We start from the raw sequence: 19,379 nt of genomic DNA on the forward strand, positions 1-19,379 counted from the left end.
GACATGAGAGACAGGACATCGTCCTCCTTGGCTATGCACCGCTACGCCCCGGTGCCGGACATGGGATCAAGGTAGCAAGAGACATGCGACTTTTCAATGAAGCGCGCAGGCGAGCGGGGTAATCGCGCGGGAACGTGCGTGAAATTTACCCACCCCGTGGCCCGTCCTCGAGCATCCGCACCTCGCGCTGGGGGAAGGGGATGGAAATGCCGTGCTCCTGGAACGCGTCCCACAGGGCCAGATAGACATTGCCGCGAATGTTGGTGAGGCCCTGCGTGGGATCGCGAATCCAGAAGCGCAGGATGTAGTCCACGCTGCTGTCGCCGAAGCCGGTGATGTGACACACCGTCGCCGGGGTGTCGAGAACGCGGTTCACGCCGCGGGCAGCCTCGGTGGCGATCTTTCGCACCTTGTGCGGATCGTCACCGTAGGCGGTGCCGAAATGGATGTCGAGCCGCACGAATTCGTCGGAATGCGACCAGTTGACCACCTGTCCGGTGATCAGGTCCTCGTTGGGGATGAGGTATTCGCGCCCGTCGCGCGTGGTGATCGAGACGTAGCGCGCGCCCAAGCTATTGATCCAGCCGAAGGTCTCGCCGAGGCTGATGACATCGCCGGGCTTGATCGACTTGTCGAGCAGGATGATAACGCCTGATACGAGGTTGGATACCACCTTTTGCAGGCCGAAGCCGAGCCCCACGCCGATCGCGCCCGACAGCACCGCGAGCCCCGTCAGGTCCACCCCGACCGTGCGCAGCCCGATGAAGAACGCCGCGCCGTAGAGCAGCACTTGCAGGAACTTGACCACAAGCACCTGCATCGAGGGCGAGATGTCCTGGTTCTTGCGCACCTGCGCGGCGCTCGCCGTCGAGACGAAGCGCGCCAGCGCGAACAGCACGCCGATGACGATCACCGCCTGCACGAGGAGCCACACCGAGAGCCGCGTCTCGCCAAGCTCGAAGGCCAAGCCTTCGAGCAGCGTCTGTGCCTCGTCGGTGAGGTTCAGGATGATGAGCGTTGCCCATGTCCAACCGGCATAGCGCACCAGCGCCCGCAGGAAGCCGTTGGCGATGAGCCGGGTCAGGATGGTGATCGTGAGCCAGGCCAGCGCCAGTTCGGCGAAGATAGAGAGCATGTAGGATCGGCTGGGCCAGGTGGTGGCGCGCAGTATCCATACCGTGGGCCACATGAGCATGACGAAGAAGATGAGCCGCAGCCGCCGGTGCAGCATCACCAGCAGCCGCATCCGCCATTTTGGCCAGCCCTCGCGCCGCCGCATCCAGTCGTGACAGAGCGGGCCGAGCAAGCGGTTGGCGAGATGCGCGGCGGCGAAGAGGGCCACGGCGATACCGACCTGGTAGGCGTTCCACGGGCGCAGAAGCCCGCGCAGGAACAGCTCTGCCTGCGCCCAGAGCCCGAGCGCGATGTCCTGAGTGAGGGTGACGGCGTCGCCTTCCATCCGCAGAGAGTGGCACGCGGCCCACATCGCCACAAGCCAGCACTGGACAAGAGCCGGGAATCCGGGTCTTTTCCTGCCGGATACGGAGGAGCGCCATGACCACAGCCCTGATCACCCATCCCGATTGCCTGCACCACGAGACGCCGCAGGGCCATCCCGAGCAGGTGGCGCGGCTGGTACGGGTGCTGGCGGCTCTGGAAGGCAAGGCGGTGGTCCGCGTGACCGCGCCGCTGGTGGCCGAGGACGACCTGCTGCGGGTGCATCCCAAGAGTTATGTGGACAGCATCCGCGCCGCCGCTCCAGCCGAGGGGATCGCGCAGCTTGACGCCGATACCTGGATGTCGCCCGGCAGCCTCGCCGCCGCACATCGCGCCGCCGGGGGCGCGGTGCGGGCGGTCGATCTGGTGCTTGCGGGTGAGGCCGGCAACGCCTTTGTCGCCACGCGCCCGCCCGGCCACCATGCCGAGCGCGAGACGCCGATGGGGTTCTGCCTCTTTGGCAACGTGGCGCTGGCGGCGAAACATGCGCTCGACCATCACGGGCTGGCGCGGGTGGCGGTGGTGGATTTCGACGTGCATCACGGCAACGGCACGCAGGACCTGCTGGAGGACGAGGCGCGGGCGCTGTTCATCTCGTCGCACCAGTTCCCGCTTTGGCCCGGCACCGGCACGGCGGACGAGACCGGGCCGCATGACACGGTGATGAACCTGCCCATCGCACCGGGCACCGGCTCGGAGGAGTTCCGGCGGCTCTATGAAGACAAGGTTTTTCCCCGGATCGAGGCGTTCGCGCCGGAGCTGATCCTCGTCTCGGCGGGGTTCGACGCGCATGCCGACGACCCGCTGGCCGATTTGCGGCTGGAGACCGAGGATTTTGCCTGGCTCACCGACCGGCTGTGCGATCTCGCCGACACGTTGTGCGGCGGGCGGCTGGTGAGCTGCCTGGAGGGTGGCTATGACCTCGACGCGCTGGCCGAGAGTGCCGCGGCGCATGTCGATCGGCTCATCGCGCGCGGGCTGGGCTGAGGGGGATGCGCGCCGGGCTGATCCTGCTGTGCCTCGCCTATGTGCTGAGCCAGTTCTTTCGCGCCTTTCTCGCCGTTCTGAGCGGCCCGCTGGAGCGTGATCTGGGCGCGACACCCGACGACCTGGCGTTTGCCTCGGGGCTGTGGTTCCTCGTTTTTGCCGTGATGCAGCTGCCTGTCGGCTGGGCGCTGGACCGCGTGGGACCGCGGCGCACCGCCGCCGTGCTGTTGCTGGTCGGCGGGGGCGGGGGCGCGGCCCTCTTTGCCGTGGCCACGGAGCCGGTGCATGTGAGTATCGCGATGGCGCTGATCGGGGTGGGCTGCGCGCCGGTGCTGATGGCGTCCTACTACATCTTTGCGCGGCAGTTTCCGCCCGCCAAGTTCGCCACGCTTGCGGCGCTCATGCTGGGCGTGGGCTCGGTGGGCAACCTCGTGGCCTCGTACCCGATGGCGTGGGCCGCCGAAACGATCGGCTGGCGCGCGGCGCTGTGGGGGTTGGCGGTGATCTCGGCGGTGGCGGCGGCGGGAATCGCGGCGCTGGTGCGCGACCCCGAGGCGGTCACGGGCGAGGCGCGCGGCTCGGTGCTCGACCTTCTGCGGATGCCCGTGCTCTGGGCGATCCTGCCGCTGATGTTCGTGGCCTACGCCCCCTCGGCGGCGCTGCGCGGGCTGTGGGCGGGGCCCTACCTGCGCGACGTGTTCGCGCTCGATACCGGCGCGGTGGGGCAGGCGACGCTGGTGATGGGCGTGGCGATGATCGCCGGGACGCTGACCTATGGCCCGCTCGACCGGCTGGTGGGCAGCCGAAAATGGGTGATCTTCGGCGGCAACCTGCTGGCGGCGCTGGCACTGGTGGCGCTGATCCTGTGGCCCGACCGGAGCCTTGGGCTGTCGGTGGCGTTGTTGGCGGTGATCGGCTTTGCCGGGGCGTCCTTCCCGGTGATCGTGGCGCATGGGCGGGCATTCATCCCGGCGCACCTGGCGGGGCGGGGGGTGACGCTGCTCAATCTCTTTGGCATTGGCGGGGTCGGTGTGGCGCAATTTGTCACCGGGCCGCTCCATGCCAGCATGTCGGCGCAGGGGGCGCTGGCCGGTCACGTGGCGATCTTCGGGCTGTTTGCCGGGGCGCTGGCGCTGGGGCTGGTGAGCTATCTCTTCAGCCGCGACAGCATGGGCTGAGCAAACCGCTTTTATCCCCCCGCCATTGCCTGTATGACCCGCCCCGCAACCCCGCTCAGGAGGCTTGATAAACATGGGTTACAGAATCGCCGTCGTCGGCGCCACGGGCAACGTGGGCCGCGAAATGCTCAACATCCTCGCCGAACGCGAGTTTCCGGTGGACGAGATCGCCGCGCTCGCCTCGCGCCGGTCGCTCGGCACCGAGGTGAGCTTTGGCGACCGAACTCTGAAGACGCAGGACCTCGACGCGTTCGATTTCACCGGCTGGGATATCGCGCTCTTTGCCATCGGTTCGGACGCAACAAAGGTCTACGCGCCCAAGGCGGCCAAGTCTGGCTGCATCGTGATCGACAACTCGTCGCTCTACCGCTACGACCCGGACGTGCCGCTGGTGGTTCCGGAAGTTAACCCCGAGGCGGTCGAGGGTTATGCCAAGAAGAACATTATCGCCAACCCCAACTGCTCGACCGCGCAGATGGTGGTGGCGCTGAAGCCGCTGCATGACCGGGCGCGGATCAAGCGCGTGGTGGTCTCGACCTATCAATCGGTGTCGGGCTCGGGCAAGGACGGCATCGACGAGCTTTGGGATCAGACCAAGGCGGTCTACAACCCGACGGATGATTACGAGGCCAAGGTCTATCCCAAGCAGATCGCCTTTAACGTGATTCCGCATATCGACGTGTTCCTCGAGGACGGCCAGACCAAGGAAGAGTGGAAGATGGTCGCCGAGACCAAGAAGATTGTCGACCCGAAGATCAAGGTCACCGCAACCTGCGTGCGGGTGCCGGTGTTCGTCGGTCACGCCGAGGCGATCAATATCGAGTTCGAGGATCATCTCGACGAGGCCGAAGCGCGCGATATCCTGCGCGAGGCGCCGGGGATCATGGTGATCGACAAGCGCGAGGATGGCGGCTACGTCACGCCGATCGAATGCGTTGGAGATTACGCCACCTTCATCAGCCGCATCCGGCAGGACCCCACCATCGACAACGGCATCAACCTGTGGTGCGTCAGCGACAACCTGCGCAAGGGCGCCGCGCTCAACGCCGTGCAAATCGCCGAGACGCTGGGACAGCGGGTGCTGAAGAAGGGCTGACCTAAGAGCGAGGCAATCTTGGCGGGCGCGGCCATTTGGGCGCGCCCGTTCGCGGTCGGGTGGATGCTCGCGCCACTGGAACGTGACGCTTTTATGTCGTATACATGAACAGCGCGTAACAGTTTCACGAAATCCGGCATGCCCATGTCTGTCTCCCCTGTCTCCCCTGTCTCAGATCGGTCTCAGCCGGGCTTTGCCGTCGCGGTCGAACGTGTCCTTCTGGGGCTTGTTGTTCTGGTCCTGCTGATAACGATCTACTATCACGCCACAGATCACGAGACATTCAAGTACTGGTTCGCCGCCGAGGACGGGCCGGTGGAATGGGGCACCTTTGCCTTTCTTTCCCTCGGCTGCGTGCTGCTCTTGCGCAAGGCAGGCCGCATCAAGGCGCGGCGCGGGCTTGGCGCGGCGATGCTGATGGGGCTCTACGCGTTTCTCTTCCTCTTCGCGGCGGGCGAGGAAATCTCCTGGGGCCAGCGGGTTTTCGGCTGGGAAGCGGGCGAGTTCTTTACCGAGCGCAGCGAACGGGCCGAGACCAACATCCACAACATGAAGATCGGTGAATACAACCTCAACAAGGTGATCTTCGGCAGCACGTTGACGGCAATTTTGCTGCTCTACCTGCTGGTGTTGCCGCCGCTTTACTCGCGTTGGCCGCTCATCAGAGGGCTGGCAGGGCGCATGGTCATCCCGGTGCCCCGGCTCCATCATGCCGCGCTGGCGCTCATTGGCTCGCTGGTGATGTGGTACGTGATCGACCTGCCCCGCAACTGGGAGGTGTACGAGTTGGTCTTTGCGCTCATCGCCGCGTCGATCTTTCTGCGCCCGCAAAACCCCGAGACGTTTCGCTGAACGTGGCTCACACCCCCTTGAAAAGAGACATGACATGACCAGATTGCCCGTGCTCGACCAGGTTTTGCTGGCGCTCGTCGTCGCCAATATCCTCGCGTTGATCGTCTTTCACTTCGTTCAGACGGATATCTTTCACACCGTCTATGCCATAGAGGACGGCCCGGCGGAATGGGCCACGGCGGTACTGCTGTTTCTCTCTTTCACCGTGCTGGCGCGGCATGCGCTGCGCTTTGCCGGGGCGGGCGAGCGGCGGGCGGTGGTGACGATGGCGGTGGGTGCATTTCTGTTCTTCTTCGCCGCGGGAGAGGAGATTTCCTGGGGGCAGCGGATTTTCGGCTGGCAGGCGCCCGAGATCATCACCGACAACAGCCACCGTGCCGAGACCAACCTGCACAACCTCAAGGTGGGGGACGTCAAGCTCGTCAAGGTGCTGTTCGGCAACGTGCTGACGGTGGTGCTGTTGGGCTGGCTGGTGGGGCTGACGCTGCTCTATGCCCGCTCGGCGCGGATCGCGGCATGGGCGGATCGCTGGGCCGTTCCGGTGGCGGGCCATCGCCACGCGGTGCTGGTGCTGGCCGCGTCGGTGGTGATCGCGGTCGTGGACCTGCAACGCAAGTGGGAAGTCTACGAGTTCATCTTCAGCCTCGTGGCGCTGTCGATCTTTCTCTACCCGCAGAACGGCCATGTCTTTGCCCGCAAGTCGGACCCGGTGCCGGCGGACGCGAGGACCGGGCCGCGCGACGCTTGATGCGCGGCGCGGCTTGGGATACCCGCCTGTCATCGTATCCCTGATGGAAGGCCCTGGCCATGTTTCGTCTGACTGACCGCTCGAACCTGAGCCATGCCGATGTCGTGCTCTTCGGTCTCGGCTATGCCACGCTGATCTTTACCGTCGGTTATTACGTCACCGGTTTGCACGATGAGTTTCGCACGGGGTTTGCCATCGAGGACGGCCCGGTGGAATGGGGCACGGCGGTGTGCCTGCTGCTGTCGTCGCTGGTGCTGCTGCGCAACGCGTGGGCCCTACGCGGGCGCGGCGCGCTGGCAGTGGTGCTGACGGCTTTCTACGCGCTCGCCTTCTTCTTTGGCGCGGGAGAGGAAATATCCTGGGGCTACCGGCTGTTCGACTGGGAAGCGTCGGAGTTTTTCCGTCAGAACAACGCGCAGGGCGAGACCAATATCCACAACCTCGTGGTGGGTGACGTCAAGCTGGTAAAGACGCTGTTCGGCAGCGGGCTGACGCTGGCGATCCTGCTCTACCTGCTGGTGTTGCCGCTTGTTTACGCGCGGGTGGGTGCGCTGGCGCGTCTCGCGGACCGGCTTGCGATTCCGGTGGCGGATACCCGGCATATGATCCTCGCGCTGGTGGCGACGGTGGTGATCGTGGCGGTGCAGATGATGACCAAGTGGGAAAGCTACGAGTTCGTGTTCAGCCTGCTGACGGTGTCGATCTTCCTGCGGCCACGCAACGCTGAAAAGGTCACGTGAGCGGGCAGGGCGTTCACTCCACCACGCGCACGCTGTCGCGCGCGCGGGTGAGCGCGGCCTGCCGCGGCCCGTGCAAACGTGAGACGAGCACGCCTTGCGCGGCCTCGTCGGCCAGGCCCAGAGCGTCGAGCGCGGCCTCGATATTGGCGGCGTTCTCGGCCAAGCGGGGGCGCTGGCCCATGTTGTGACGGCTGCCGCCCTCGGGCTCGGGGCGGGTGAGGCCGAAGTGATCGGCCACGGCAGGCAGCGCGCCCTCGGCCTCGATATTCACGGCCATGAAATCACGCCGCCCCTCGAAATGCGTCAGCACCCAGGCGAACCAGTCTGCGCGGCGGTGCGCCTCGTTGATGAAGTTCTGCACGCTGAACACCTTCTGGTGATGTGCGGCGATGCTGACGAGATAGGGGCGCAGGGGCCGGAAATTGAGGATGAACCGGGCGTTGGGATAGGTCCGGTCGTAGGCCGCCACCGGGCGCACCTGCCCGAAATCAGAGAACGCGTCGAAGCGCCCGGTTTGCCAGTCCTTCGAGTCATGGTAGCTGCGCAACCCGTTGGCCTCGAACAGCTTGTGCAGCGAGGTGGTGCCGCAGCGTGGGTGGCCGATCACGAAATACTTGGCCGCCTGCCGGTCGCCCTTGGGCGTGAAGAGGAAATGCAGCCGCATCCGCGCGCGGATCACGGCGAAGGCCACGTCGTTGAGGTCGGTGGTGCGGCGTCCGTCGGTCATCAGATGATTTCGTCCTCATCGAAGAGCGCGCCCACGTCGAGATGGGCGCTGATGCCCTCGGCGGCGGCCGCGGCGCGGGCGGTTTCGGCGACGTGAAAGAGCGCGTCGCCCTCGTAGACCACCGGCATGTTCGTGCGTCCGATCAGGATGCCGGTCTGGTCGCTGACGATCTCGCTCTCGACATCGCCGAAGGCATTTGCCACCGCTCCCAGCACGGTGCCCGGCGCGACCGCATCCCCGAGCCCCACGAAGCCGCGAAACAGCCCGCCGCGCGGCGCGCGATACCACGACGAGGTGCGTGCGCGTACAGGTCGTGCCTTGGCCCGCGGCACGCCCTTGGCCGCGATCATGCCCAGCCGGCGCATCACCCGCAGCGTGCCCGCCACCCCGGCGCGCGCCGCCGCCTCGTCGAAACGCAACCCCTCGCCGCCCTCGTAGAGCAGGACGTCGACGCCCGCCTCCTCTGCGGCCATGCGCAGCGAGCCGTCGCGCAGGCTGGATTCCATCATCACCGGCGCACCGAAGGCGGCACCGAGATCGGCCAGCCGCTCGTTGTCGGGCGTGAGGCGGATCTGCGGCAGGTTGGAGCGGTGGATCGCCGCCGAGTGCAGGTCGATCCCGACGTCGGAGCGGCGTACCACCTCTTCCATGAAGATATGCGCCAGTTGCGAGGCCATCGACCCCGCCGAGAGGCCCGGAAAGACGCGGTTGAGGTCGCGCCGGTCGGGCAGGTAGCGCGAATGGTTGAGAAATCCGAAGGTGTTGACGATCGGCACCGCCAGCAGCGTGCCTGCCATCGACCGCAGCGGCGTGGCGCGCAGCAGGCGGCGCACGATCTCAACCCCGATCACCTCGTCGCCGTGGATTGCCGCCGACACGAACAGAACCGGCCCCTTGCGCCGCCCGTGGATCACCTCGACCGAGAGATGCACCGGCGTGTGATTGGAAAGCTGGCTCACGGGGATGTCGACGCGGGCGCGGGTGCCCGGTGCGACCTGCTGGCCGCCGATCTCGAAATGGGTGCGCCGCGCCATGTGCCGCCTCTTTGCCGTGCGTGGTTCTATGGAGGCTTAGGCAATCGCGGTGCGGCTGTCCATGCCGTGCCCCGCTTGATCGCGTGCCGCCGCGTCGCTAAGCGGGGTTATGCAATCCCTCTTGCCCGCCCGATGCCCCGTCTGCCGCGCCGAGAGGCTCGCGGATTTCGGGCTGTTCGACGGCAAGGGATACTGGCGCTGCGACGCCTGCGGGGCGCGCGGGATGAACCCCGGCCATTACCCCGATGCCGCCACCGAGCGGGCCGAGTATGACCGGCACGAGAACGCGGTGGACGATCCGGGCTACCGCCGGTTCCTCGACCGCCTCGCCTCGCCGCTTCTTGCGCGGCTCGCGCCCGGCGCGCGGGGGCTCGATTACGGCTGCGGCCCGGGCCCGGCGCTGGCCGCGATGCTGCGCGAGGCGGGGCACGCGGTGGCGCTCTTTGATCCCTTCTACGCCCCCGATCCCACGCCGCTGGCCGATTCCTATGATTTCATCACCTGCACCGAGGTGGCCGAGCATTTCCACCGCCCTGCGGAGGAATTCGACCGGCTGGGCGCGATGCTGCGCCCGGGTGGCTGGCTGGCGGTGATGACCTGCTTCCAGACCGATGATGCGCGGTTCGGCGGCTGGCATTACCGCAAGGACCCCACCCACGTGGTGTTCTATCGCGCCGAGACCTTTGCCACGCTCGCCGCCGCGCGTGGCTGGTTCTGCGAGGTGCCGTGCAAGGACGTGGCGCTCTTGCGGGTGCCGGGCCCATGACCACGATCCTGCACGAGGAACGGCTGGCAACCGTGGTTGCGACCGTGACAGAGACCGGTGCGCGCACGGTGCTCGACCTGGGCTGTGGCGATGGCGATCTGGTGCTGCGGCTGGCGGGCGTGGCGGGGATCGGGCGGGTCACCGGGATCGAGATTGACGCCGAACGGCTCCGGCGCGCGCAAACGCGGCTGGCCGGGTTGCCTGCGGGGCGCGCGCGGGTACAACTGGCCTGCGCCTCGCTCACGCAGGCGCATTCCAATCTGGCGGGCTATGACTGCGCCTGCCTCGTCGAGGTGATCGAGCACCTGCCGCAAGCGGATATCAACCGGCTGGAGCGTGCGCTGTTTGGCGGGATGCGGCCTGGCCACGTGATCGTGACCACGCCCAATGCCGAGTACAACCCCGTCCTCGGTGTGCCACCGCACCGCTTTCGCCACCCCGATCACCATTTCGAATGGGACCGGGCGCGCTTTGCCCGCTGGGGGCGGGGGGTGGCGGCGCGCAATGGCTATACGGTGACGTTTCGCGATATATGCGGCGCGCATCCCGACCTCGGCGGCGCAAGTCAGATGGCGGTGTTCCGGCGCGGGGATCAGTCCCCGTAGCGGGCGACGAAGCGGCGCAAGATGCGCTCGGGCGCGTGGACATCCGCGGCGCGGCACATGGCGATGAGGTCATCCGCTGTCTCGGGGGCGAAATAGCCCTTGTGTCGGTAGATGCGGATGCGCGTTTCGAACCCGGCGGCGTCAGCCTCGGGGTGAAACTGCGTGGCATAGACGTTGCGCCCGTAACGCACCATCTGGAATGGGCACGTGGGCGAGGCGACGAGATGAGTGCAGCCCGAGGGCAGTTCCTGCAGCGCCTCCTTGTGGCCGACGAAGGCGCTGAACTGCGCGGGCAGGCCGGCAAGTAGCGGGTCGTCGGCGCCCTCGTCTGTGAGGGCGCATTCGGCGGTGCCCACCGGCTCGCCATGGGCGCGCTTGCTCACGTCGGCGCGCAGGTGCTTGCCGAGGATGCCGATGCCGTAGCAACAGCCGAGAAACGGCAGGTCGCCCCCGGTGATTGCGGGCATGAGCGACAGCACCTGATCCTCGATGCGCGCCTCGACGGGGGATTTCTCGTTCGGCGCGTCGCTCACGCAGCCGGGGCCGCCGCCGACGATCACCCCGGCATGGTCGGCAAGCCGCAGGTCGGCGGGCAGCGATTGCTGATCGAGGCGGATGCGGCGCACGCGATCGTTTGCCAACCCGCCCTTGCGCAGGATGGCGGTGAATTCGTCGTCGGCGGCTTCGGTCTCGGGGCGCAATTGCAGGACGAGAAAGGGCTTGGTCATCGGCGGCTCCGGCTGCTGCGACAGGCTTGCCCCGGGCGGGCGGTCCCGTCAAGCGCGCGCGGGCGCGGCTTGATTCCGCGGATGAAAGGGATAGGGTGCGCGCGTGCCTGCAACAGCGAGGATCCCACCATGCCCCAACGTCTTCACCTTGTCTTCGGCGGTGAGCTGGTCGATCCGTCGCGCACCGAATTCCGCGACGTGAACGACCTGCACATCGTGGGAATTTTCCCCGATTACGCGAGCGCCCACGACGCCTGGAAGGCCGAGGCGCAGCGCACGGTGGACAACGCGCACACGCGCTATTTCATTGCCCACCTTCACCGGCTGCGCGACGAAGAGCGCGAAGCCTCGTCCACCGAAGAGCTTGGCTAGGCGGCCATGAGGCGTTCGCTGGGCCTTGCGGCCTATCTCGCGCTCGCGCGGCGCGGTGGACAGGCAGGTGCCCCGCCCGACAGGCCCCGGCCCGGCGGTCGTGTGGTCTGGGCCCATGCGGTGGACATGGCGCGCGCGCGCGCGCTCGCGGGGCTGGCGCGGCAGCTGGCGCAGCACCGCCCGGACATCTCGATGGTGATGACTATGCCTGCCGACGGGGCGGGGGCGGATGCGGAGGGGCGCGCGCTGCGCGGCCCGGCCATCCGCCAGGCGCTTCCGCCCGATACCATCCCGGCGGCGGAGGTCTTCCTCAACCATTGGCGGCCCGACCTGTGCCTGTGGAGCGGCGGCGACTTGCGACCGGCGCTGCTGATCTGCGCGGCGCGCGAGGGCGTGCCGCTGTGCCTCGTGGATGCCGAGGAGGCGCTGCTGGAGCGGTCGCGCTGGCCCTGGCTGCGCGACCTGCCGCGCGCGGTACTGGCCGAATTCACCGAGATACACGCACGCGACGAGGCGGCGGCGCGTCAGGCGCGGCGGATGGGTGCGGACCCGGCCCGCGTACACGTGACCGGTGTGCTTCAGGAGGAAGCGCTGGCGTTGCCCTATCGCGAGGACGATCACGAGACCCTCGCGCGGCTCATGCGCACGCGGCCCGTGTGGCTCGCGGCAATGGTGCAGCCAGACGAGATCGAAACCGTGCTGGGCGCGCATCGCGAGGCGAGTCGCGCGGCGCATCGCTGTGTGCTGATCGTGGTGCCCGACGACCCCGAGCAGAGCGCCGGGATCGCGGAACGAATCGCGGCGCAGGGGTGGCGATACATCACCTGGTCCGAAGGTGCGCTGCCCGACGAGACGACGCAGGTGATCCTCGCCGACACAAGCGGCGAGATGGGGCTGTGGTACCGGCTGGCGCCGATCTGTTTCATGGGCTCGTCGCTTGTCTCCGGTCATCACGGGCGCGATCCAGACGAACCCGCCGCGCATGGCTCGGCTATCCTCTACGGGCCGAATGTGGCGCGCTATCTGCACCGCTATTCGCGCTATGCCGAGGCCGGGGCCGCACGGATCGTTCGGGACACTGACACGCTTGCCGTAGCGGTGCAGGCACTGCTGCCACCGGATCGTGCGGCGACCATGGCGCATGCGGCGTGGGAGGTGGCCTCTCGCGGGGCCGAGGTGACAGACCAGGTGGTGGAGATGGTGCTCGACACGCTCGACCGGCGCGCGGCGGCGGAGACATGAGGCCCCCCGCGTTCTGGGACGCGCCGCCGGAGCGGCCCGGCCTGCGCGCGCGGCTGCTGGCACCGCTGGGCGCGCTCTATGCCCGGGCGACGGCGCGACGGCTGGCGCGGGGCGGCGGCTGGCAGGCACCGGTGCCGGTGATCTGCGTGGGCAACATCAACGCGGGCGGCACCGGCAAGACGCCGACGGTGCAGGCGGTGGTGATGCGGCTGCGTGACCGGGGCTTTGCCCCGGCGATCCTGTCGCGCGGGCATGGCGGGCGGCTGGCCGGGCCGGTGGGTGTCGATCCGAAAATGCACAGCGCCGGGGACGTGGGCGACGAGCCGCTGCTGGCGGCGGACTTCGCGCCCACGTGGGTGGCGCGCGATCGCGTGGCCGGCGCCCGTGCGATTTGCGCTGGGGGGCAGGCGGATTGCATCGTGATGGATGACGGGTTCCAAGATCCGGCGCTTGCCAAGGACATCTCGATCCTCGTGGTGGATGCCGCGCGCGGGTTCGGCAACGGGCGTTGCCTGCCCGCCGGGCCGCTGCGCGAGCCGGTGGCGACGGGCATGGCGCGGGCCGACCTGGTCCTGTCGGTCGGGGATGCGGCGGCGCAGGAGGTGTTTGCCAACCGATGGGGAGGCGCCATCACCGTGCCGCATATCCGCGCGCGGCTGGCACCGTTGCAGACTGGTATGGACTGGACCGGTGCGCGGGTATTGGCCTTTGCGGGGATCGGTCATCCGGCCAAGTTCTTTGCGACGCTGCGCGCGCTTGGGGCAGAGCCGGTGCGCGAGGTGGCGCTGTCCGATCATCAGCCGCTGACGCGGGCGCTGATGGCGCGGTTGCTGCGCGAGGCGGCGCAGAGCGGCGCGCAGCCCGTGACCACGGAAAAGGACGCGGTCCGCCTGCCTGCCGATCTGCGGCGGCAGGTGATGGTGGTGCCGGTGCGGCTCGATGTGGCGGATTGGGGGCCGTTCGACGCGGCGCTCGACCGCTGCGGAATCGGCGGCGCGCCACGCTGAGGCGCCGCGCCGCCCATGCCAGCGCTTATCCGGCCGCCAGCTTCTCGTCGATGATGGCCTTGAGCTCGTCATAGGGCATGTTGGAGTATTTCTGCCCGTCGATGATGAGCGTGGGGGTGGAATTCACCTCGTGCGCCTGGGCGTTTTCCTGGTACCAGCCGACCAGCGCCTGCGCCTTGTCGCGGTCGTTGAGGCAGGCCTCGACCGCGTCGGGCGCGATCCCCGCCACCTTGCCGATGCGGCGCAGGTTATCGGCGATGGTGGCCGGGTCGCCCTGCGTCCATTCGCGCTGCTGCTCGTAGAGCACGTCGGCGATGCCGAAGAATTTTTCCCCGCCGCCGCAGCGCGCGACCATCGACGCCCAGAGACCGAACCGGTCGAAATACACGTCGCGATAGACGAAACGCACCTTGCCGGTGTCGATATAGTCGGCCTTGAGCTGTTTGAACGGCCCCTTGTGGAAATTGGCGCAATGCGGGCAGGTGAAGGAGGCGTATTCCATCACCGTCACGCTGGCGTCCTCGGGACCGAGGGCCATTTCGGTGATCTCGGGCGCGGTGGTCGCGGTGCTTTCCTCCTGTGCCTGCGCGGGTGAGATCAGGGTGGCAAGCGCGAGCACGCCCGCGGCGAAGAGATGTTTCATCCGGATGATCCTTTTGTTCGTGTCGGTCTGGTCAATACGTTGCGCGCGAGCCGTTCCAGCGCGGCGCGCAGATCCTTGTCGGCCACCGGGGCGGTCATGTCGTGCGCCCGGGCCGCCACCTCGGGCGGAGGGTCGGCGGGGGTGTGGGGCGGCTCGCGATGCGTGAAATCCGCCTGTCCCTCGGCAAAGCCGGTGGGCGATGTCTGCGTCAGGCGTATGCGCGAGATGGCGTTGTAGCCATAGACCGCGTTGATCCGTTCGCGCAGAACCTCCTTCTGCATCTCGAGCATGGGGGCCTGTGCGCCTGTGGTGAGGATGGTGAGCGTGGCCCCCATCCCCTGCCGGGCATAGGACACCTCGACGGGGCGGGCGATGGCGGCGATCGTGTCGCCGGCGATCTCGGGCCAGTGGGTGAGCAGGCGTGACTGCGCAAAGCCGCGCTGTTCCGAGACGCGACGGATGCTCGGCTGCAACAGCGCCGAGGTGCGTTTGAAGCCTCGTGATCCGCGCGCGGCTGCGGCCATGCTTGGCACCCTCCCTCGTGGCGCTAATCTATGTCATGTGGCAGGGGATACCAGACCCGATTGCAGGCGAGGGGATAAACCGTGCGTGAATATGCCGATCCGGACGCCCTGCTGGCGTGGTATGACACCCATGCCCGCAACTTGCCGTGGCGCGTGGGGCCGCGCGACCGGGCAGCCGGGCTCTGGCCCGACCCTTACCGTGTGTGGCTGTCGGAGGTGATGCTGCAACAGACCACGGTGGCCGCCGTGCGCGGCTATTTCGAGCGGTTCACCGCGTTGTGGCCCACCGTCGCCGATCTTTCAGCGGCAGACGACGCGCAGGTGATGGGGGAATGGGCGGGGCTGGGATATTACGCCCGGGCACGCAACCTGTTGAAATGCGCGCGCGTGGTGGTGGCCGATCACGCCGGGTGCTTTCCCGACAATCGCGAGGGCCTGATGGCGTTGCCCGGCATCGGCCCTTACACCGCCGCCGCGATCGCGGCCATTGCCTTTGACCGGCCAGAGGTGGTGGTGGATGGCAATGTCGAGCGGGTGATGGCGCGGCTGTGGGATATCCGCACGCCGCTGCCCGCCGCCAAGCCGGTGATTCGCGCCGCGGCCGCGTGGCTCACACCAGCGGATCGGTCCGGTGACTACGCGCAGGCGGTGATGGATCTGGGCGCGACGGTCTGCACGCCGCGCGCGCCCGCCTGCGGGGTCTGCCCGTGGATGGCGGCATGCGCGGGCCGCGCGACCGGCGTGGCCGCCGATCTGCCCGCGAAGGCCCCGAAGAAGGCCAAGCCGCTGCGGCTGGGCCATGCCTATGTCGCGCGGCGCAGCGATGGCGCGTGGTTGCTGGAGCGGCGGGCGGAAAGTGGTCTGCTGGGCGGGATGCTGGGCTGGCCGGGCAGCGATTGGGGAATGGATCCCGTCCCCGCCCCGCCGGTCGCTGCGCATTGGCGCGACATTGGTGTCGAGGCGCGGCACACCTTTACCCATTTCCATCTGCGGCTGCGTGTGCATGTCGCCGAAGTGGGGCACGAGGCTGCGCCTGAGCGCGGAGATTTCCTGCCGTCTGCGGCGTTTCGCCCCTCGGAGCTGCCCACCGTGATGCGAAAGGTATTTGACCTAGCACGGACGGCGTTCGACACTGGGGGGCAGTGATACGCGCAATCGCGAGGACAATCCCATGATACCCGCCGATCAGGTCGCCCGGTTCCAGCGTGTGTTGCCATTCTGGATGTCGTTCCTGCTTGTTCCCGTCGCGCTCCTTGGGGCGCTCCACGGTGGCTGGACAGTGATCCTGCTGCCAGTGGTTACGTGGTATTTCTTTACGTTGCTCGACGCGTTTCTCGGGCTCTACACCGAGAATGCGGATCCGGCGACGCCCGAGGACCGGCTGACCTGGTATCGCGCGATCACGCTCGCCTGGGTGCCGGTGCAATTCGCGCTGCTCTACTGGATGATCTGGTATGTCACCGGGCCGGGGGACGCGCATCTCGGGGCGCTGGAGACGATCGTGCTGTTGTTTGGGGTTGGCGTGGTCACCGGCACGGTGGGGATCAATTACAGCCACGAATTGATGCACCAGAAGGATCGTGGCGAGCGGTTCCTGGGCGATGTGCTGCTGGCGATGGTGCTCTATTCGCATTTCCGGTCCGAGCATCTCCTGGTGCACCATCGCTATGTTGGCACGCCGCGCGACCCGGTGACGGCGCGATATAACGAGGGGTTCCATCGGTTCTTTCCACGGGTGCTGCGGCAATGCTGGCAATCGGCGTTCCGTGCCGAGCGCGAGAAGCTGGCGCGCAAGGGGCGCGGATGGACCGATGCGCGCAATCCGTTCTGGCGCTACTGGGCCATGCAGGGATTCATGCTGTTGCTGGCGGTTCTGATTGGTGGCGGTGTGGGGTTGCTGCTGTTCCTGTTGCAGGCCTTCGTTGCCGTCTGGCAATTGGAACTGGTGAATTACATCGAGCATTACGGGCTCACGCGCAAGCATCTGGGCGATGGCAAGTACGAGCATGTGCAGCCGCGCCATAGCTGGAACGCGGCGCACAAGGCATCGAACTGGCTGCTCATCAACCTGCAACGCCATTCCGACCACCACTACAAGCCCGACCGCCGCTTCCCGCTGTTGCAGAATTACGGAGCGGATGAGGCGCCTCAGCTTCCCCACGGCTACCCGATCATGACGATGGCGGCGATGGTGCCGCGGCTGTGGCGACGGATCATGAACCCGCGCGTGCGACGCTGGCGGCAGATGTACTACCCCGAGATCACCGACTGGCGCGCCTATAACAAGGCGGCCAATCCGATGCCGCGCTGAACTGTCAGGCGGGATCGGCGGTCGGCAGCGTCGGGGTGGAGTATTTGCCCCAAGAAGAAATGGAGGCGTCCCAGAAAGAAGGCCCCCGCCGATCGGGCGGGGGCCTTGCCGTGTCAGAGTTGCGGAGCCGGTGTCACCCTTTGCGGTGCTTGATCGGTTTCCATATCCGCTTGTTGGTGAGGTAGAGCAGCACCGACAGCACGGTGAGGAAGATCACGCCCGTCAGGCCCGCGTCCTTGCGCGCCATCATCTTGGGCTCTGCCGTCCACATCAGGAAGGCGGCAACATCCTCGGCCTCCTGCTCCAGCGTCGCCGCGGTGCCGTCGTCGAATTCGACATCGTCGCCCCAGAGTGGCTGTGCCATGGAAATCCAGCTTCCGGGCACGGTCGGGTGGCCGTGCTCGTCCTTGCACTCATCGGGGTACCCGCCGGCGGTAAAGGCAGAGTTGTAGGAGCCAGGGAAGTCCTCGGGAGCACATTCCGGCGACTCGTGATAGCCGGTCATCAGCGAGTAGATGTACTCCGGTCCGCCCATGCCGTTGAAGAGCTGCGAGAGCCCGGTGCCGTAGGGGCCGTGGAACCCGGCGCGCTTCTTCGCCATGAGCGACAGGTCCGGTGCGCTTTCCAGCTGCGACATCGGGAAATGATCCGTCGGCTTCGCGGTCCGGAAATCGTCGAGATCGTCGTCATAGACCTCGAATTGCTCGGAATAGGCGCGCATCTGGTCAGCGGGCAGGTGCGGCCCGCCCTCATCGGCAAGCGTACGCAGCGGCACGTATTGCAGCCCGTGGCAGGCCGAGCAGACCTGCGTGTAGACCTTGAGGCCACGCTGCAACTGCAACTGGTCGAACTTGCCGAAGGGCCCCTCGAAAGAGAAGGCCACATCCTCGATATGCCCCTCACCCCCGGCGGCGAATGCGCCGCCGGTCGAGAGGGACAGGGCCGCGAGGGCCGCAATGCCTGTTTTTCTGAACATTGTCATCCGTCCTTTCTCATTCGGCGGGCGTTTGGGCCTTGCCATAATGTGCATCGAAATCGTCTTCGATGGTGGCAGGCTGTGCCTCGGGTTTCTCGATTACGCCCAGAAGCGGCAGTATCACCAGGAAGTAGGCGAACCAGTAGGCCGCACCGATGAGCGAGATGATGGAATACGGCGGCTCTGCGGGCATCGCACCGGCCCACATCAGCACCACGAAATCGACAACCAGAAGCCAGAACCACCATTTGAACATCGGCCGGTACCGTCCCGAGCGCACCGAGGAGGTATCGAGCCACGGCGCCAGCGCCATCACGATGATGGAGCCGAACATCGCCAGCACACCGAAGAACTTGGCATTGATGATCCCGCCGGTGATCCAGCTTGCGAACATCACCACCCAGACGTCGGAGGTAAAGGCGCGCAGGATCGCGTAGAAGGGCAGGAAATACCATTCCGGCACGATATGCGCGGGCGTGAGGAGCGGGTTGGCCTCGATATAGTTGTCGGGATGCCCGAGGTAATTGGGCATGAACCCGACGATCGCGAAGAAGATCACCATGATCACCGCGAGGGCGAAAAGATCCTTGATCACGAAATAGGGCCAGAACGACACGGTGTCCTTCTGGGCCTCGGTCTTGGAGCCGCGGCGCACGTCCACCCCGGTGGGGTTGTTGTTGCCGGTGGTGTGGAACGCCCAGATATGCAGCGCCACCAGCGCCGCGATCACGAAGGGCAGCAGGTAGTGCAGCGAGAAGAAGCGGTTGAGCGTGGCATTGTCCACCGCCGGTCCGCCGAGAAGCCAAGTCTGGATCGCTTCGCCGATGAAGGGAATCGCGCCAAAGAGACCGGTGATCACCGTGGCCCCCCAGAACGACATCTGACCCCAGGGCAGAACGTAGCCCATGAAGGCGGTGCCCATCATCGCGAGGTAGATCAGCATGCCGATGATCCAGGTGACCTCGCGCGGGGCCTTGTAAGAGCCGTAATAGAGCCCGCGGAAGATGTGCAGGTAGACCGCGACAAAGAACAGCGAGGCACCGTTCATGTGCAGGTAGCGGATGAAATGCCCGCCATTCACGTTGCGCATGATATGCTCGACCGAGGCAAAGGCCATGTCGACATGCGGCGTGTAATGCATCGCGAGGATGATGCCCGTGACGATCTGCAACACGAGGCAGAAGGTCAGGACGATCCCCCAGATCCACATCCAGTTGAGGTTCTTGGGGGTGGGAATCATGATGGTGTCATAGAGCAGCCCGACGATGGGCAGACGATTGTGCAGCCACTTCTCGCCGTTCGTCTTGGGCTCGTAATGATCGTGTGGAATTCCGGACATGTGCGCG

At 66.7% G+C, this 19,379-nt stretch carries 21 protein-coding genes; 13 read left to right on the plus strand and 8 right to left on the minus strand.

Going from position 1 to position 19,379, the window contains the following annotated elements; genetic code table 11:
- Positions 1 to 145: 145 nt before the first annotated feature.
- Positions 146 to 1,459 (minus strand): mechanosensitive ion channel family protein, encoded by a 1,314-nt coding sequence (locus CRJ03_RS17410; RefSeq protein ID WP_206018394.1) that lies wholly within the window; start codon positions 1,457 to 1,459, stop codon positions 146 to 148.
- Positions 1,460 to 1,554: 95 nt separating this feature from the next.
- On the opposite strand from CRJ03_RS17410, the gene CRJ03_RS17415 reads away from it, so the two are divergent.
- The 6 genes from CRJ03_RS17415 (at position 1,555) to CRJ03_RS17440 (ending at position 7,098) form a co-directional block, all read left to right on the plus strand.
- Positions 1,555 to 2,484 (plus strand): histone deacetylase family protein, encoded by a 930-nt coding sequence (locus CRJ03_RS17415; RefSeq protein ID WP_104020133.1) that lies wholly within the window; start codon positions 1,555 to 1,557, stop codon positions 2,482 to 2,484.
- 5 nt (positions 2,485 to 2,489) lie between these two features.
- On the plus strand, positions 2,490 to 3,662 hold the full coding sequence (locus CRJ03_RS17420) for an MFS transporter (protein ID WP_104020134.1): 1,173 nt from the start codon (positions 2,490 to 2,492) through the stop codon (positions 3,660 to 3,662).
- A gap of 73 nt (positions 3,663 to 3,735) precedes the next feature.
- On the plus strand, positions 3,736 to 4,758 hold the full coding sequence (locus CRJ03_RS17425) for an aspartate-semialdehyde dehydrogenase (RefSeq protein ID WP_104020135.1): 1,023 nt from the start codon (positions 3,736 to 3,738) through the stop codon (positions 4,756 to 4,758).
- Positions 4,759 to 4,902: 144 nt separating this feature from the next.
- Positions 4,903 to 5,610, plus strand: a complete 708-nt coding sequence (locus CRJ03_RS17430) for a hypothetical protein (RefSeq protein WP_129590307.1) — start codon at positions 4,903 to 4,905, stop codon at positions 5,608 to 5,610.
- A 34-nt stretch (positions 5,611 to 5,644) separates the two neighbouring features.
- Entirely contained in the window at positions 5,645 to 6,358 is a 714-nt protein-coding gene (locus tag CRJ03_RS17435) for a hypothetical protein (protein WP_104020137.1), read from the plus strand.
- Between the two features lie 59 nt (positions 6,359 to 6,417).
- Positions 6,418 to 7,098 (plus strand): hypothetical protein, encoded by a 681-nt coding sequence (locus CRJ03_RS17440; RefSeq protein WP_104020138.1) that lies wholly within the window; start codon positions 6,418 to 6,420, stop codon positions 7,096 to 7,098.
- 13 nt (positions 7,099 to 7,111) lie between these two features.
- Here the strand turns inward: CRJ03_RS17440 and CRJ03_RS17445 are convergent, their stop codons facing one another.
- The gene (locus tag CRJ03_RS17445) at positions 7,112 to 7,825 is read right to left on the minus strand and encodes a sulfotransferase family protein (RefSeq protein ID WP_104020139.1); all 714 of its coding nucleotides are present in this window, start codon (positions 7,823 to 7,825) and stop codon (positions 7,112 to 7,114) included.
- Positions 7,825 to 8,859: a succinylglutamate desuccinylase/aspartoacylase family protein gene (locus CRJ03_RS17450; RefSeq protein WP_104020140.1), complete on the minus strand. Its 1,035-nt coding sequence runs from the start codon at positions 8,857 to 8,859 to the stop codon at positions 7,825 to 7,827. The genes CRJ03_RS17445 and CRJ03_RS17450 overlap by 1 nt, the downstream gene beginning before the upstream one ends.
- Positions 8,860 to 8,968: 109 nt before the next feature.
- On the opposite strand from CRJ03_RS17450, the gene CRJ03_RS17455 reads away from it, so the two are divergent.
- Positions 8,969 to 9,625: a class I SAM-dependent methyltransferase gene (locus tag CRJ03_RS17455; RefSeq protein WP_104020141.1), complete on the plus strand. Its 657-nt coding sequence runs from the start codon at positions 8,969 to 8,971 to the stop codon at positions 9,623 to 9,625.
- Positions 9,622 to 10,230: a methyltransferase domain-containing protein gene (locus CRJ03_RS17460; RefSeq protein WP_104020142.1), complete on the plus strand. Its 609-nt coding sequence runs from the start codon at positions 9,622 to 9,624 to the stop codon at positions 10,228 to 10,230. Before CRJ03_RS17455 ends, CRJ03_RS17460 begins: the two co-directional genes overlap by 4 nt.
- Here the strand turns inward: CRJ03_RS17460 and CRJ03_RS17465 are convergent.
- Positions 10,218 to 10,958, minus strand: coding sequence for a glutamine amidotransferase (locus CRJ03_RS17465; RefSeq protein ID WP_104020143.1), 741 nt, complete (start codon positions 10,956 to 10,958; stop codon positions 10,218 to 10,220). The genes CRJ03_RS17460 and CRJ03_RS17465 overlap by 13 nt on opposite strands.
- Before the next feature lie 129 nt (positions 10,959 to 11,087).
- On the opposite strand from CRJ03_RS17465, the gene CRJ03_RS17470 reads away from it, so the two are divergent.
- The 3 genes from CRJ03_RS17470 to lpxK are packed head-to-tail and all read left to right on the plus strand — an operon-like array spanning position 11,088 to position 13,579.
- Positions 11,088 to 11,330, plus strand: coding sequence for a DUF4170 domain-containing protein (locus CRJ03_RS17470; protein ID WP_104020144.1), 243 nt, complete (start codon positions 11,088 to 11,090; stop codon positions 11,328 to 11,330).
- A 6-nt stretch (positions 11,331 to 11,336) separates the two neighbouring features.
- The gene (locus tag CRJ03_RS17475; RefSeq protein ID WP_104020145.1) at positions 11,337 to 12,572 is read left to right on the plus strand and encodes a 3-deoxy-D-manno-octulosonic acid transferase; all 1,236 of its coding nucleotides are present in this window, start codon (positions 11,337 to 11,339) and stop codon (positions 12,570 to 12,572) included.
- A complete protein-coding gene (gene lpxK, locus CRJ03_RS17480) occupies positions 12,569 to 13,579 on the plus strand; it encodes a tetraacyldisaccharide 4'-kinase (RefSeq protein ID WP_104020146.1) in 1,011 nt (336 codons plus the stop codon). The genes CRJ03_RS17475 and lpxK overlap by 4 nt, the downstream gene beginning before the upstream one ends.
- A 25-nt stretch (positions 13,580 to 13,604) precedes the next feature.
- Here lpxK and CRJ03_RS17485 read toward each other — a convergent pair whose 3' ends face one another.
- Complete coding sequence (locus tag CRJ03_RS17485; protein ID WP_104020147.1) at positions 13,605 to 14,222, minus strand: DsbA family protein; 618 nt, start codon at positions 14,220 to 14,222, stop codon at positions 13,605 to 13,607.
- Complete coding sequence (locus tag CRJ03_RS17490) at positions 14,219 to 14,746, minus strand: DUF721 domain-containing protein (protein WP_104020148.1); 528 nt, start codon at positions 14,744 to 14,746, stop codon at positions 14,219 to 14,221. The genes CRJ03_RS17485 and CRJ03_RS17490 overlap by 4 nt, the downstream gene beginning before the upstream one ends.
- A gap of 81 nt (positions 14,747 to 14,827) precedes the next feature.
- Here CRJ03_RS17490 and CRJ03_RS17495 point away from each other — a divergent pair, with 81 nt between their 5' ends.
- Together CRJ03_RS17495 and CRJ03_RS17500 are read left to right on the plus strand one after the other, a co-directional pair.
- A complete protein-coding gene (locus CRJ03_RS17495) occupies positions 14,828 to 15,892 on the plus strand; it encodes an A/G-specific adenine glycosylase (protein WP_104020149.1) in 1,065 nt (354 codons plus the stop codon).
- Positions 15,893 to 15,917: 25 nt separating this feature from the next.
- Positions 15,918 to 17,057, plus strand: a complete 1,140-nt coding sequence (locus CRJ03_RS17500) for an alkane 1-monooxygenase (protein WP_104020150.1) — start codon at positions 15,918 to 15,920, stop codon at positions 17,055 to 17,057.
- Positions 17,058 to 17,190: 133 nt separating this feature from the next.
- On the opposite strand, the gene CRJ03_RS17505 is transcribed toward CRJ03_RS17500, so the two are convergent.
- Together CRJ03_RS17505 and petB are read right to left on the minus strand one after the other, a co-directional pair.
- Positions 17,191 to 18,039: a cytochrome c1 gene (locus CRJ03_RS17505; RefSeq protein WP_104020151.1), complete on the minus strand. Its 849-nt coding sequence runs from the start codon at positions 18,037 to 18,039 to the stop codon at positions 17,191 to 17,193.
- Positions 18,040 to 18,049: 10 nt separating this feature from the next.
- Entirely contained in the window at positions 18,050 to 19,372 is a 1,323-nt protein-coding gene (petB, locus tag CRJ03_RS17510) for a cytochrome b (protein WP_104020152.1), read from the minus strand.
- Positions 19,373 to 19,379: the final 7 nt, after the last annotated feature.

The organism is Roseovarius nitratireducens, from assembly GCF_002925845.1.
Classification (GTDB): domain Bacteria; phylum Pseudomonadota; class Alphaproteobacteria; order Rhodobacterales; family Rhodobacteraceae; genus Roseovarius; species Roseovarius nitratireducens.

What these genes read in the sequence shown, in the direction of transcription:
- CRJ03_RS17505 (WP_104020151.1), bottom strand. Translation starts at nt 18,039, where the DNA reads ATGACAATGTTCAGAAAAACAGGCATTGCGGCCCTCGCGGCCCTGTCC.
- CRJ03_RS17485 (WP_104020147.1), bottom strand. Translation starts at nt 14,222, where the DNA reads ATGAAACATCTCTTCGCCGCGGGCGTGCTCGCGCTTGCCACCCTGATC.
- CRJ03_RS17500 (WP_104020150.1), top strand. Translation starts at nt 15,918, where the DNA reads ATGATACCCGCCGATCAGGTCGCCCGGTTCCAGCGTGTGTTGCCATTC.
- CRJ03_RS17455 (WP_104020141.1), top strand. Translation starts at nt 8,969, where the DNA reads ATGCAATCCCTCTTGCCCGCCCGATGCCCCGTCTGCCGCGCCGAGAGG.
- CRJ03_RS17415 (WP_104020133.1), top strand. Translation starts at nt 1,555, where the DNA reads ATGACCACAGCCCTGATCACCCATCCCGATTGCCTGCACCACGAGACG.
- CRJ03_RS17470 (WP_104020144.1), top strand. Translation starts at nt 11,088, where the DNA reads ATGCCCCAACGTCTTCACCTTGTCTTCGGCGGTGAGCTGGTCGATCCG.
- CRJ03_RS17420 (WP_104020134.1), top strand. Translation starts at nt 2,490, where the DNA reads ATGCGCGCCGGGCTGATCCTGCTGTGCCTCGCCTATGTGCTGAGCCAG.
- CRJ03_RS17450 (WP_104020140.1), bottom strand. Translation starts at nt 8,859, where the DNA reads ATGGCGCGGCGCACCCATTTCGAGATCGGCGGCCAGCAGGTCGCACCG.
- CRJ03_RS17430 (WP_129590307.1), top strand. Translation starts at nt 4,903, where the DNA reads ATGTCTGTCTCCCCTGTCTCCCCTGTCTCAGATCGGTCTCAGCCGGGC.
- CRJ03_RS17440 (WP_104020138.1), top strand. Translation starts at nt 6,418, where the DNA reads ATGTTTCGTCTGACTGACCGCTCGAACCTGAGCCATGCCGATGTCGTG.
- CRJ03_RS17460 (WP_104020142.1), top strand. Translation starts at nt 9,622, where the DNA reads ATGACCACGATCCTGCACGAGGAACGGCTGGCAACCGTGGTTGCGACC.
- CRJ03_RS17435 (WP_104020137.1), top strand. Translation starts at nt 5,645, where the DNA reads ATGACCAGATTGCCCGTGCTCGACCAGGTTTTGCTGGCGCTCGTCGTC.
- CRJ03_RS17490 (WP_104020148.1), bottom strand. Translation starts at nt 14,746, where the DNA reads ATGGCCGCAGCCGCGCGCGGATCACGAGGCTTCAAACGCACCTCGGCG.
- lpxK (WP_104020146.1), top strand. Translation starts at nt 12,569, where the DNA reads ATGAGGCCCCCCGCGTTCTGGGACGCGCCGCCGGAGCGGCCCGGCCTG.
- CRJ03_RS17410 (WP_206018394.1), bottom strand. Translation starts at nt 1,459, where the DNA reads ATGGAAGGCGACGCCGTCACCCTCACTCAGGACATCGCGCTCGGGCTC.
- petB (WP_104020152.1), bottom strand. Translation starts at nt 19,372, where the DNA reads ATGTCCGGAATTCCACACGATCATTACGAGCCCAAGACGAACGGCGAG.
- CRJ03_RS17475 (WP_104020145.1), top strand. Translation starts at nt 11,337, where the DNA reads ATGAGGCGTTCGCTGGGCCTTGCGGCCTATCTCGCGCTCGCGCGGCGC.
- CRJ03_RS17445 (WP_104020139.1), bottom strand. Translation starts at nt 7,825, where the DNA reads ATGACCGACGGACGCCGCACCACCGACCTCAACGACGTGGCCTTCGCC.
- CRJ03_RS17465 (WP_104020143.1), bottom strand. Translation starts at nt 10,958, where the DNA reads ATGACCAAGCCCTTTCTCGTCCTGCAATTGCGCCCCGAGACCGAAGCC.
- CRJ03_RS17425 (WP_104020135.1), top strand. Translation starts at nt 3,736, where the DNA reads ATGGGTTACAGAATCGCCGTCGTCGGCGCCACGGGCAACGTGGGCCGC.